The organism is Microbispora sp. CA-102843, assembly GCF_050936215.1.
Classification (GTDB): Bacteria; Actinomycetota; Actinomycetes; order Streptosporangiales; family Streptosporangiaceae; genus Microbispora.
In genome coordinates, this window is record NZ_JBNJNF010000001.1 from 3,512,065 (window position 1) to 3,524,228 (window position 12,164).

The 12,164-nt window shown below is 75.3% G+C and carries 12 protein-coding genes; 3 read left to right on the top strand and 9 right to left on the bottom strand.

The annotated features are described in order from the left end of the window. Positions 1-372: 372 nt before the first annotated feature. The 4 genes from ACQEVJ_RS16480 to ACQEVJ_RS16495 form a co-directional block, all read right to left on the bottom strand. Positions 373-1,095: a sensor histidine kinase gene (locus ACQEVJ_RS16480; protein WP_433101793.1), complete on the bottom strand. Its 723-nt coding sequence runs from the start codon at positions 1,093-1,095 to the stop codon at positions 373-375. Between the two features lie 250 nt (positions 1,096-1,345). Continuing rightward, positions 1,346-2,452, bottom strand: coding sequence for an NAD(P)/FAD-dependent oxidoreductase (locus ACQEVJ_RS16485; RefSeq protein WP_433101795.1), 1,107 nt, complete (start codon positions 2,450-2,452; stop codon positions 1,346-1,348). Beyond that, positions 2,449-3,021, bottom strand: coding sequence for an isoprenylcysteine carboxyl methyltransferase family protein (locus tag ACQEVJ_RS16490; protein ID WP_433101797.1), 573 nt, complete (start codon positions 3,019-3,021; stop codon positions 2,449-2,451). The genes ACQEVJ_RS16485 and ACQEVJ_RS16490 overlap by 4 nt, the downstream gene beginning before the upstream one ends. A 14-nt stretch (positions 3,022-3,035) precedes the next feature. After that, positions 3,036-4,103 carry a type III polyketide synthase gene (locus ACQEVJ_RS16495; RefSeq protein WP_433101799.1) on the bottom strand — a complete coding sequence of 356 codons (1,068 nt, stop codon included), beginning with the start codon at positions 4,101-4,103 and terminating at the stop codon, positions 3,036-3,038. A 119-nt stretch (positions 4,104-4,222) separates the two neighbouring features. On the opposite strand from ACQEVJ_RS16495, the gene ACQEVJ_RS16500 reads away from it, so the two are divergent. Continuing rightward, positions 4,223-5,221: a UbiA family prenyltransferase gene (locus ACQEVJ_RS16500; RefSeq protein ID WP_433101801.1), complete on the top strand. Its 999-nt coding sequence runs from the start codon at positions 4,223-4,225 to the stop codon at positions 5,219-5,221. Positions 5,222-5,243: 22 nt separating this feature from the next. Here ACQEVJ_RS16500 and ACQEVJ_RS16505 read toward each other — a convergent pair whose 3' ends face one another. Beyond that, entirely contained in the window at positions 5,244-6,401 is a 1,158-nt protein-coding gene (locus ACQEVJ_RS16505) for an MFS transporter (RefSeq protein ID WP_433101803.1), read from the bottom strand. A gap of 75 nt (positions 6,402-6,476) precedes the next feature. Here ACQEVJ_RS16505 and ACQEVJ_RS16510 point away from each other — a divergent pair, with 75 nt between their 5' ends. Next, positions 6,477-7,220: an AraC family transcriptional regulator gene (locus tag ACQEVJ_RS16510; protein ID WP_433101805.1), complete on the top strand. Its 744-nt coding sequence runs from the start codon at positions 6,477-6,479 to the stop codon at positions 7,218-7,220. A 6-nt stretch (positions 7,221-7,226) separates the two neighbouring features. Here the strand turns inward: ACQEVJ_RS16510 and ACQEVJ_RS16515 are convergent, their stop codons facing one another. The 4 genes from ACQEVJ_RS16515 to ACQEVJ_RS16530 all read right to left on the bottom strand — a co-directional run bounded on the left by ACQEVJ_RS16515 (position 7,227) and on the right by ACQEVJ_RS16530 (position 10,783). Continuing rightward, entirely contained in the window at positions 7,227-8,720 is a 1,494-nt protein-coding gene (locus tag ACQEVJ_RS16515; protein WP_433101807.1) for a DUF2079 domain-containing protein, read from the bottom strand. A gap of 142 nt (positions 8,721-8,862) precedes the next feature. Next, positions 8,863-9,483 (bottom strand): methyltransferase domain-containing protein, encoded by a 621-nt coding sequence (locus tag ACQEVJ_RS16520; protein ID WP_433101809.1) that lies wholly within the window; start codon positions 9,481-9,483, stop codon positions 8,863-8,865. Beyond that, a complete protein-coding gene (locus tag ACQEVJ_RS16525) occupies positions 9,480-10,142 on the bottom strand; it encodes a TIGR04282 family arsenosugar biosynthesis glycosyltransferase (RefSeq protein ID WP_433101811.1) in 663 nt (220 codons plus the stop codon). Before ACQEVJ_RS16525 ends, ACQEVJ_RS16520 begins: the two co-directional genes overlap by 4 nt. Next, positions 10,139-10,783, bottom strand: a complete 645-nt coding sequence (locus tag ACQEVJ_RS16530) for a glycosyltransferase family 2 protein (protein ID WP_433101813.1) — start codon at positions 10,781-10,783, stop codon at positions 10,139-10,141. The genes ACQEVJ_RS16525 and ACQEVJ_RS16530 overlap by 4 nt, the downstream gene beginning before the upstream one ends. Before the next feature lie 103 nt (positions 10,784-10,886). Between ACQEVJ_RS16530 and ACQEVJ_RS16535 the strand changes: the two genes are divergently transcribed. Then, the gene (locus tag ACQEVJ_RS16535) at positions 10,887-12,164 is read left to right on the top strand and encodes a hypothetical protein (protein WP_433101815.1); all 1,278 of its coding nucleotides are present in this window, start codon (positions 10,887-10,889) and stop codon (positions 12,162-12,164) included.

A 12,164-nucleotide genomic window follows, 5' to 3' on the forward strand; every position in this document is an offset into this window, starting at 1 on the left:
CCCTTAGGCCGGTCACGTCAAAGAATTCCGGAAATAGAAAGAACGGCCAAGTTACGTCCGTCAACTGCGTCATGTGAAATCTGCACATAACGAACCGTGACGCAGTCATGGGTCGACGGTGATGCTGTTCACGGCCGTCTCCGGGATGCCGGATGAAGCATTCGGTCAAGGGGCTGGTCAAACGCGCGACCCCGTCCGGGCCGGCCGGGGCCTGCGCGAGGGGTGAACGGGGCGTTGCCGGACGCTCGCGCCCAGCGGGCGCTCAGGGATCTGCGCAGGAACGCTCGGGGGCCAGCACACGCTGTCCAGGCGGCTCCGTCGCGGATCCGTGCCCCGCAGGCCGGGCGGCCCGGCGGGCGAGCGCGGCCGGCGTCAGCGGCGGTCCCCGCCCTTGCGGGGGATCTCGGCGATGAGGCGGAACCAGCCGTCCGGGTCGAGGACCGTTCCCACGACGCCGTCGAGCGCCGCCGCCCGGTTGCGGAGGTTGTCCAGCCCGGTGCCGTCGCCGGGCGGCACGGAGGGGTCGACGCCGTCGTTGGTGACGGTGAGCGTCGCCAGGCCGCCGCGCACGACGATCTCGATCGTGCACAGCGTCGCCCTGCTGTGGCGCAGGACGTTGGTCACCGCCTCCCGCACCATGATCGCGAGCACCGCGCTCACCTCGTCGCTCAGCTCCGCCTCGGTCGCCTCGATCTTGCAGTCGGTTCCGTACGCCCGGAGCACGGCCCGCGCGTTGGCCAGTTCCGAGGCGAGCGAGACGTCCCGGAAGGAGCGGGTCACGTTGCGGATGTCGGCGGACGCCTGGCGGATCGAATGCACCACGTCGGCCAGTGCCGGTCGCAGGGGGCTGTCGTCGTCCGAGAGCCGGTAGGCGAGCTCGCTGCGCAGGGTGGCCAGCCACAGGCGGCTGCTCACGAGGTCGTGCACGTCGCGGCCGAACTGCTCGCGCGCTTCGGCCGCCGCCTGCCGTACGGCCTCGGCCTGCATGTCGCGCAACCGGCGCAGGCGGACCACGAGGACGACCAGCGCGGCGATCAGGAGCGTACCGAGCAGGGCTAGCAGGGCGAGCAGGACGATGTGCGGCAGGTGGGGCAAAAGACGACCCTCCAGTCACCCTTGCCGTAACATCGGCCTCGCCATTCGGTACACACGCTAGATCTTTGCATACCGGTCACGAAATATGGCCACTTCGCCAATCTCGAAGTAGGTTCTATTACCACCGCGTATAGAAGTCTCCGGGGCGCCCTAAAAACGGGCGTTCATGAATTGTGAATCCGGCTGTAACAATTCAGGGGTGTCGTGCCCGTTTCGCGCAGAAGCGTGGGGATCGTGGAAGGCGGTGCGCTCAGGCGAGCGCCCGCACCGCCGCCCCGAACACCGCGGGCAGGCGCCGCGCGGCGGGCACGATCATCCGGGCCGCGGGGGGATGCCGCCGGGCCCGCACCAGCGCGGCCGTCAGCAGCCGGGAACGCCGCGACAGGCGCCGCCAGGCGGTCTCGTACTCCTCGGGGCGGCCCGCCCGCAGGCAGTCGACCAGGGCGCGGGCCGAAAGCAGCGCGAGCGAGATCCCCTCGCCGGTCAGCGCGTCCACGTAGCCCGCGGCGTCGCCGACGAGCAGCACCCGCCCCGCCACCCGCCGCCGCACCCGCTGGCGCAGCGGCCCGGCCCCGCGCACGGGGGTGGCGGGCGGGCCCCCCAGCCGGGCGAGCAGGTCGGGGAACTGCGCCAGGTGCTCGTCGTACGGCCGGCGCTCGCTGCTCAGCACGGCCACGCCGACCAGGTCGTCGCCCACCGGCGTGACGTACGCCTCGCCGCCGGGCGCCCAGTGCACCTCCACGAAGTCCGTCCACGGCGCGACCCGGTAGTGGCGGCGCAGGCCATACCTGCGCGGGCCGCCGGAGGGCAGGTCGAGCCCGAGCCGCGCCCTGATCGGCGAGTGCAGCCCGTCGGCCGCGACCAGCCACCGCGCGCCCAGTTCCGGCCCGTCCAGCTGCGGTCCGTCCAGTTCCGGCCCGTCCAGCTGCGGTCCGCCCAGTTCCGGGCCACACGGTTCCGGCCAGCCTGTCACGCGGGCGCGCACGCCCTCGTCGGCGGCGCGCACCGCCTCCACCCGGCCGGGCACCACGCGGACGCCGAGGTCCCGGGCGCGGCGGGCGAGCGCGGTGTGCAGGGCGGTGCGGCGCACGCCCAGCCCGTGGCCGTTCCGGAACTCCGCCTGCACCCGGTGCCGCCCGTCCACGTAGCGGATGCCGAGGAACGGCCTGCCGTCCTGCACCGCCACCCCGAGATCCGCCAGCGCGGCGGCGCCGGTGGGCATCAGGCCCTCCCCGCACGCCTTGTCGACCGGGCCCGGCCGCGGCTCGACCACGACCGCCTCCATGCCGGCCAGCGCCGCGTGGATGGCCGTGGCCAGCCCGGCGGGCCCGCCACCGGCGACCAGCACGTCGATCACGCGGCGGTCCCCGTCCCGGCGTCACGCGGGGCGAAGCCGGGGGCGGTGGCGAGGGCGGCGTTCTCGCAGCGCAGGCGCACGGCCATGAGCGGCACGTTGAGCAGGGTGAAGGCCAGCGCGGTCAGCCAGGCGGAGTGCACGAGCGGCAGCGCCGCGCCCTCCACCGCCACCGCGACGTAGTTGGGGTGGCGCAGCCACCCGAACCGGTAGGGCCCGCGCCGCACGAGCGGCAGGCCGGGCACGACGATGACCTGGGTGTTCCACTGGGGGCCGAGCGCGGTGACGCACCACCAGCGCAGCGCCTGCGCGGCCAGGACCAGCCCGAGCATCGGCCAGCCCAGGCCCGGGACGAACGGCCGGTCCGCCAGCCACACCTCCAGCAGGCATCCGGCCAGCAGGCCGGTGTGCAGGGCGACCATCCAGGGATAGTGGCCCCTGCCGTACATCACGCCGCCCCGGCCGAGGCTCCAGCGGGCGTTGCGGCGCGCGACGACCAGTTCGGCGAGGCGCTCCACCGCGACGAGCGCGACGAGCAGCACGTACCAAAGTGACACGGGCCAGGGCGACACGGGCCAGGTCCTCCCTACCAGCGCAGCAGGACGAGTTCGGAGCAGAACCCCGGGCCCATCGCCAGCAGCAGGCCCGGAGTGCCCGGCGGCGGGGGCCGCAGGGAGAGCGTGTCACGCAGCACGTGCAGCACCGAGGCCGACGACAGGTTTCCGTTGTCGGCCAGCGAGCGCCAGGTGAGGTCGAGCGCGCCGTCCGGAAGCGCGAGCGTCTCCGCGACGGCCTCCAGCACCTTGGGGCCGCCGGGATGGCAGACCCAGGCGGTGATGTCGCCGGCGGCCAGGCCGTGGTCGGCGAGGAACCCGTGCACGTCGCCGGCCAGGTGGGCGCGGACCACGTCGGGCACCCCGGCGTCCAGCACGACCCGGAAGCCGCTGTCGCGGACGTCCCAGCCCATCACGCGCTCGGAGTCGGGATACAGACGGCTGCGCGTCGCCACCACCACGGGCTCCGCCGCATCCGCGCGTGGCGGCTCCCGCTCGTCCCCGTACGCGACCACGGCGGCGGCGCCGTCCCCGAACAGGGCGCCCGCCACGAGGTTGGCCGTGGAGGTGTCGCCGCGCTGCAACGTGAGGGAGCACAGCTCGACCGAGAGCAGCACCGCCACGTGGCCGGGCCAGCCGCGCAGGTAGTCGTGCAGCCGGGCGATCCCCGCCGCGCCCGCCACGCACCCGAGGCCGAACACCGGCACCCGCTTCACGTCCGGGCGCAGCCCGATCCGGTTGGCCAGCCGCGCGTCCAGCGACGGCGCGGCGACGCCGGTGACCGACGTGCACATGATCATGTCGACGTCGGCCGGGGTGAGGCCGGCCGCGTCCAGCGCCCTCGTGACGGCCTGCGCGCCCAATTCGAGCGCGGCCTCGATGAACAGGTCGTTGGCGCTGCCGAAGCCGTCGAGCTTGCCGTACTGGTCGAGCGGCAGCACCAGATTGCGGTGCTCCACCCGGGCACTGGCGTGCAGCCGGTCGAGGAGCCGGCGATCGGCGCCCGGCGGAAGGCAGACCCTCGCCAACGCGTCCGCGATCTCCGCCTGTGAGTGGCGATGAGGGGGAACGACACCATGGACGGCCGCGATCCGCGTCATCTCACATCCCCGTGCAGGCGAAAACCGTGACAAGTCCCTCTTGCCCGTTGGTAGCCGCCGCATACCTTCCGGAGGCAGATCGTGATCTGTACCAGGGATGCCCGGTTACGCTCGGGATCGTGACCGGTTCAGGGGAACTGCCCGACGACCCGGCGGCCGCCGGCGGCGCGGGTGCCGCCGTGCCGGTTCGCGGCGCGCGTCGCGCGAATCCCGCCTCGGCGGACATCGCGGGCGAGGCGGGTGGGCGCCGCCGGGCGGCCGGAACGGCGCGGACGGCGGCCGGGCTGGCCCGCGCGTGCCATCCGGGTCCGACGGCGGCGGTGACGACCCTGGTCGCCGCGCTTGTGGCGGTCGCCGGGTGGGGCCCGGCGGGGACGGCGCTGACGGCTCTCGCCGTGCTGACCGGTCAGCTGTCCGTGGGCTGGTGCAACGACGCCGTCGACGCCGCCAGGGACGCCGCGGCCGGCCGGACCGCCAAGCCGATCATCGCCGGCCTGGTGTCCGCGCGTACGGTGCGCGTCGTGGCGTTCGCCGCGCTGGCGGCCTGCGTGCCGCTCTCGCTGGCCTGCGGCGTGGTGGCCGGGGCGACCCACCTGTCGGCCGTCGCCGCGGCCTGGGTCTACAACCTGTGGCTCAAGGGCACGGCGGCCTCGTGGGCGCCGTACGCGGCCGGGTTCGGCGCGGTGCCGGTGTTCGTGACGGCGGGGCCGCCGGGCCGTGCCCTGCCCGCCTCCCTGCCCGCCTCCCTGCCCGCGTGGTGGGCCGTGCTCGCCGCGGCGCTGCTCGGCTGCGCGGCGCACCTCGCCAACGTGCTGCCCGACATCGAGACGGACGTCGCGACGGGGGTGCGGGGCTGGCCGCAGCGTCTCGGCCCCGCCCGGGTGCGGGTTCTCCTCCCGCTGCCGCTGCTGGCCGCGTCCGCGCTGCTGGTGGTCGCGCCTCCGGGACCGGCAGGCCCGGCCGGGTGGCTCGCGCTCGCCGGGGTGGCCGCGTGCGCAGCGGCCGGTCTGCTGCTCGGCCGGCGCGTGCCCGTGGCGCCCTTCGCCGCCGCCATCGGCGCCGCCGGGATCGACGTCCTGCTGCTCGCGGCCACGCCGGGCGTCGTCACCGCCCGCTGAGGCTCGGCAGCACCTGCGGAGGTCACCTGCGGGGGAGGAACAGCCCCAGTCCCACGGCCGCGATCGGCACCAGGCAGAGGATCGTGAAGACGCCCTGCGGGCCGTACGCCTCCGCCGTGACGCCGAGCACCGGCGCGGCGAGCCCTCCGACGCTCACGGCGAGCCCGAGCGTGACGCCGGCGGCGGTGCCCGGCCGGTTCGGCAGGTAGTCCTGGCCCAGCTTCACCAGCACGGCGAACGGGATGTTGATCGCGATGCCCGCCAGCACGGCGAACAGCAGCGGCAGGTAGGGCCCAGGGAGCAGGCGCAGCCCGGCGAGCGTGGGTATGGCCAGCAGGCCGCCGATCTGCACGGTCCGCACGAGCCCGATCCGGTCGGCGAGGCGCCCCCCGATCAGCGTGCCCGCGACCCCGCCGACCAGGAAGCAGGCCAGCGCCGCGCCCGCGACGCCGCGCCCGGCGTCGAGGTGCCTGATCCAGAACAGCTCGATGAAGGTGAGCACGCCGAAGAACGTCACCGACCTGACGACCTCGATGCCGGTGAGGACCATGAACGGCGCCCACCTGTCGGCGCCGGCGCGCGCGCCCGCCGTGGCCGCCTGGCCCGAGGGCCGGTTCCTGAGCAGCGCGAACGCGACGAGCAGGGCCGGCGGGATGAACAGCGCCGTGGCGCCGACGCCCATCGCGATGAGGGCGGGCGTGGCCAGCACCGGCGCGAGGAAGAAGCCGACGCTCCCGCCCGCCGCGAACACGCTCATGGCCGTCGCGCTGTCTCCCGCCGTCTCCCGGGCCCCCTTGCCCGCCGCCGGGTGGAACATGGCCACCCCGAGCCCGGACAGCAGGACGAGGGTCCAGACCGCGGCGTACGGCTCCACCAGCCCGGACAGGCCGAGGCCGAGCCCGGCCAGCGCGACGCCGGCGGCGGCCAGCCAGCCGAGGCGGAAGCGGTCGACCGCCAGGCCGATGAACGGCTGCGGGATCGAACTGCCGAGAGCCGCGGCCAGCGTCAGCCCGGAGGCCGCCACGTAGCCGTAGTGCCTGTCGAGCACGAAGTAGGGCACGCAGGCCGGCACCAGGCCCTGGTAGAGGTCGTCGACGGCGTGCGCGGCCGCCCACAGCCACATGCGCCGCCACGCGGACGTCGCCCGCGCCGCAGGCGCCCGAACGGGTGTCTCTGTCACTGATCGTCTCCTTGAGAGGCTCCGTCGAGCATCCCGGAGGACCGATTCGGCGAACTAGCGATACTCTGCCGACTCATGTCGACAACCCGCCATCCCGCGAGCGGCGGCCCGTCCCGCGTGCCGCTGGCCCACCGCGAGCGCATCGACTGGCACGACCACGCATCGCACCAGCTCATCCATCCGCACAGTGGCGTGTTGCGGATCTCGACCCCGATCGGCGACTGGGTGGTGCCGCCGCATCGGGGCGTGTGGATACCGGCCGGGGTGGCGCACGCGCACGAGGCGTACGGGCCGACCGAGATGCGGGCGCTGGTCTTCGACCCCCCGGTCAACCCGCTGTGGCTCGACCGGCCCACGGTCCTGGCGATCACGCCGCTGCTGCGGGAGGTGGTGCTCGCCCTGACCGGCGACGACGAGCTGACCGCGAGGCAGCGGGCCAACCTGGAACGCGTGCTGCTCGACCGGCTCCGCGGGGTCGAGGCGCTCCCGCTGTGCCTGCCCGCGCCGTCCGATCCCCGGCTGCGCGACGTGGCCGCGATCCTGGAGGCGGATCCGGCGGACGGCCGGACGCTCGCCGAACTGGGCGCGGCGGTGGGCGCCTCCGAACGCACGCTCAGCAGGTTGTTCCGCGCGGAGACCGGCATGAGCTTCCCACAGTGGCGCACCCAGTTGCGGCTGCATCGCGCGCTCATCCTGCTGGCCGGCGGCCGATCGGTGACCTCCACGGCCGCCGCCTGCGGCTACAGCGGCCCCAGCGCGTTCATCCAGTCGTTCAAGCACGCCTTCGGCACGACCCCGCACGCGTACGTGCGCTCTTGAGGCGGCCTACGGCCGGGTGAGCACCACGTAGCCGGCCTCCCGGAACACCACCCGGTAGCCCTGCTCGAGCAGCGTCTCGACCCGGGCGATCTGCCGCCGGACCGAGTCGAAGGGGAAGTCCCTGGTCCCCACGTCGGCGGCGACCCACGGCGCTCCGCGCGGCGTGCGATCCAACAGCAGGGTCCGCGTACGCGGCGACAGGGCAGGGGCCAGGGAGGAGGCCGCCTCGACCAGCACGCCGTCGGGCACGGCCGCGACGGCGCGCCCGGCCGCGCGCGTCCGTGCCGTCTCCGCGTAGAAGGAGGGCGTGAACAGCGCGCCGAACGAGAAGAACGGCACGAGCGCGAGCGCGGTGGCGAGCACGAGCAGCGCCCATCCGCGCACGAGCCTTCCGGGGGACCGTCCGGGAAAGCGGGCGGCCGCCCGCAGCGCACCGTCGACCCCGGCGGCGAAGACCACCGCGACCACGAAGGCCGTGTAGTGGTATCTCGGCGTCCACCAGTTCGGATAGGTGCTGGCGAGCAAGCGTTCCAGCAGCGGCGGCAGGAGTGTGAGCGCCAATGGGGACAGCACGGCGGTGAACAGCACGGGCGCGAGCGTCAGCACGAGCGTGCGCAGCTTCAGCGGCGGGTCGGCGAGCAGCGCGACGACGTCGCCGGGCCGCGTGACGGCGTGCACCACGGCCCGGCGCAGGTCCGGGCCCAGGGTCCAGTACGCCCAGTAGTAGCCGGCTCTGCCGCCGAAGTGCGGGATGAGGAGCCGCGTCGCCACCAGGGTCGCGGCGAGGCCTCCGGCGACGAGCAGCGCGCCCGATATCCGGTCGCGGCGGCGGGTGAGGAGGAACAGCCCGAACCCGGCCACCAGCAGGCCCATGTCCTCCTTGACCAGCACAAGCGCCAGCCCCGCGAGGAGCGCCGCCCGCCCGCGCCCGGCCTGGTGACGCTCCAGTATGGCCGCCGTGAGCAGCGGCGCGAACGCCACCTCGTGGAAGTCGAAGGCCACGGCCTCGGCGATCGGCCACGACAGGGCGTAGGCGAGCGCGACGGGATAGGCGACGCGCCGTCCGGCCATCACCGCCGAGGAGGCGCGGAAGGCGTACGCCCACACGAACGGGATCGACAGCGCGAGCAGGACGGCCTGCGCGACGAGCAGCGTCGCGGGCCCGTCGTGGATCCAGTACAGCGGCGCCAGCAGCGCGAGCGCCGGAGACCAGTGGTCGCCGAGCACGCAGAACCCCGGCCCGAACCCGTTGTGCACTCCCTTCAGCATCGAGACCGGCGGCTGGAAGTGCGCGTACGAGCGGATCGCCTGGTCGAATATCACCAGGTCGTACGCGCCCGCCCGGAACCGCGCCAGCGTCACGCACGAGTAGAACGCGTAGAGCGCCGCCGCCGCGACCGTGAGGGCCGAGACGCAGGCGAGGTCCCTGCGGGCGATGTCACCGTCGATGAGGTTTCCGTGCCGCGCCCGCGACGGCCGTGTCCTGGACCGTGCGACCATCCATGCGACAAACCGCGCGATCCCGGGCATCCGTGTCGTCCGCTTCCGCCTGCTTCCCGCGCAGGCTATCGGCGGCGCCGCCGTGCGGACCGGGACCGCCGCCCCTGTTTCCCGTCATCGGCCGTCAAAGCTCCGGCCTGCCTCACCGGGGCCGGCTCAGGACGGAGAACCAACGGCCGGCCTCGGTCCACACCTCCGCCGGGCGGAAGCCGGTGCGCCCGGCGAGCGGCCCGATGTCGGACACGCTGACCCGCGCCCAGGCGAACCACCCGGTGACGCGGCCCTCCCGGCGCAGCCGGACCCGTTCCGTGCGGGTCGCCGCGCCGGGCGGGTCGAGCTCGGTGACGACCTCGCCGCCTGGCCGCAGCAGCTCGCGGACCCGCCGCAACAGGGCGTCGGGGTCGCCGCCGATGCCGATGTTGCCGTCGGCCAGCAGCACGGTGCCCCAGCGGCCGGCGCCGGGCACGTGGCCGAACACGTCACGGCACAGGGCCCGCCCGCCGGCCAGGCGGGTGAGCCGGACGGCCCGGGGGGTGACGTCGATGCCGAGCGCCCGCACCCCGCGCCTCGTCAGCGCCACGGTCAGCCGCCCCGGTCCCGAACCCACGTCGAGCGTCGGGTCGGCGCAGCGGGTGAGCATGGCCTCGTCCCCCTCGGCGCCGTCGATCCAGCGCCACGACTCCAGCGGCCACGTCCTGCCGTCGGCCGACTCGACCTTGACCCGCGCGCCGTCCAGCGACTCGGCGTAGAGGGGGCCGATCACGCGACGACGTCCGTGCCGAGGGCCGCCAGCGTCATCGCGAACCGTGAGGAGGGGATCCGCGCGGCCACGGCGCGCGCGTCGGCGGCGGTGTCCACGTCGGTCAGCTCGGGCAGCAGGGCGGCCCGCACGCCCGCGGCCCGGATCCGTTCCATCAGCAGCGCCCCGGTGTCGGGCCGTGACATCGGCAGCCCGGCCAGGAGGGCGGGGTCGGGCCTGCGCTGCCCGAGCAGCCAGAACCCGCCGTCGGCGGCCGGGCCGACCACGACCTCGTGCCCGCCCAGCAACCGCCCCGCCTCGGCCAGCAGAGCGGGCGTGACCTGCGGGGTGTCCATGCCGATCAGCACGACCGGGACGGGAAGGGTCGCCCAGGCGTCGGCGAAGGCGGCGGCCAGCCGTGCCGCCAGGCCGTCCCCCCGCTGCGCGACCACGTCGTACCCCGAGGGCAGCCAGGGCCCCGGCTCGCCGAGCAGGGCCAGCACCCGGCGCGCGGCGGGGGCGGCGGCGACGGCCGACAGCGTGTCGCGCAGCGCCGCCTCCGCGAGCGCGGCGGCCTCCCGCGCGGTGTAGGACGGCGTGAGCCGGGTCTTGACCGTCCCAGGCACGGGCGCCTTGGCGATGACGACGATCTGCGTCGCGTTCCGGCTCGTGGTCGGCGTCACGCTGCCCGCCACATGTCGCGGACCGTCCGCACGGTGCCGCGGACGGTCCCCGTCACCTTCGAGCGGCCCACCCGCGGCAGGTAGTCGACCTCGACCTCGCCGATGCGCCAGTCCGCCTCGCTCGCCCGCAGCACCATCTCCAGCGGGTAGCCGAACCGCCGGTCCCGCAGGCCCAGGGCGAGCAGCGCCTCACGGCGGGCCGCGCGCATCGGGCCGAGGTCGTGCAGCGGGGCGCCGGTGCGGCGGCGCAGCCGCCAGGCGAGCACCCGGTTGCCCAGCCGGGCGTGCGCGGGCCACGCCGATCCGGTGACGGGCCTGCGGCGGCCCAGCACCAGGTCGGCGGCGCCGCTCACCACCCCCTCCGCGACGTACGGGACCTGCCGCGGGTCGAGGGAGGCGTCGGCGTCCATGAAGCACACGACGGGGGCGGTCGCGGCCGCCAGACCCGCGTGGCAGGCGGCGCCGAAGCCCGGCGTGGGCTCGGTCACCACGAGCGCGCCGTGCCGGGCGGCGACCTCGGCCGACCCGTCGGTGGACCCGTTGTCCACGACGATGGCGCGGCAGCCGTCCGGCATCCGGCCGAGCACCCAGGGCAGCGCCGCCGCCTCGTCGAGGCAGGGAAGCACCACATCGATCTGCATGCCGCAGAAGCTAGGGCCGCCGGGGCCGCCCAGTTCTTACGAAGTGACTACGGGGCCGTCCGCGGGCGGGAACGGCGGCGCCGGCGCGCCTACGGTGTCGGTCGTGACGGCACGGTCGATCGCAGGGTGGCGGACACTGGTCGCCTGGGCCGCAACGGTGGCGGGCGCGTTCGCGGTGGGCGGTCTGCTGCACGCCCGCGGGGTGCTGCGCATCGACCATCTCCCGCCGCTGCACGCGCTGGCGCGGCTGCCCACGCTCGCGCTGCTTCCGGCGGCAGCCTTCGCCGCGGTCGCCGTCCCCGCGCTGCCCCGGCTGACCGCGCACCTGCCGATGCGCGCGGCGCTGGCGGCGGCCTTCGCCGCGTCGCTCGCGTGGACGGTCCTGCTGGCTGTGTCGGGGGAGGGGCTGGCATGGCCGTTCACCCACCCGCAGGAGTACCTGGCCGGGCTCGGGGCCGTGGGCGACGACCCCTTCGGCTGGCTCGCCGGGTTCACCCGCGACCTGCCGGCCTATCCCACGCACGTACGCGGCCATCCTCCGCTGCCGGTGCTCGTGCTGTGGGCGCTCGCCGCCGCCGGGCTGCCGGGGCCGTTCTGGGCCGCCGTCCTCGTGGTCGTGACCGGGTGCTCGGCCACGGTCGCGATCGGGCTGGCCGTGTGGCGCGTCGCGGGGGAGGAGGCGGCCAGGCGCGCGCTGCCATATCTCGCCCTGTGCCCCGCGGCGGTGTGGATCGCGACGACCATGGACGCGTTCTTCGCGGGCGTGGGGGCGTGGGGGACGGCGCTGCTGGTGCTCGGCTCGCGGAGCCGGGCGGGCCGGGTGGCGCTCGGCCTCGGCGCGGGGCTGGCCCTGGGCGCGCTGCCCTACCTCAGCTACGGCCTGGTGCCGTTCCTGCTCGTCCCCCTCGTGGCGGCGGTCGCGACGGGGGCGCCGCGTACGGCCGTGGCCGCCTGCCTGGTCGGGATGGCGGCGGTGAGCGCCCTGTTCGCCGCCGGGGGGTTCTGGTGGCCCGCCGGAGTGCTCGCCACCCGCGCCGAGTGGGCGGCCGACCCCGGCGCGGCCCGGCCGTACCTGTACTTCCTGTTCGCCGACCTGGCCGTGCTCGCCCTGGTGACCGGCCCCGCCGCCGCGGTCGGCCTGGTGGCGCCGGGGCGGGCCGGGGAGCGGATCCTGCCCGTGGCGGCGCTGGCCGCGGTGCTCGCCCTCGACGTCAGCGGTGTCACCCGGGGCGAGGTGGAACGGATCTGGCTGCCGTACGCCCTGTGGGTCGTCGCGGCGGCCGGGCGTACGGGAGCCGCGCGTGCGGGTGACCGCCGCCTGCTCGCCGCGCAGGCGGTGGCGGGCCTGCTGCTGCAGGGGTTCGTCCGGTCGCCCTGGTGA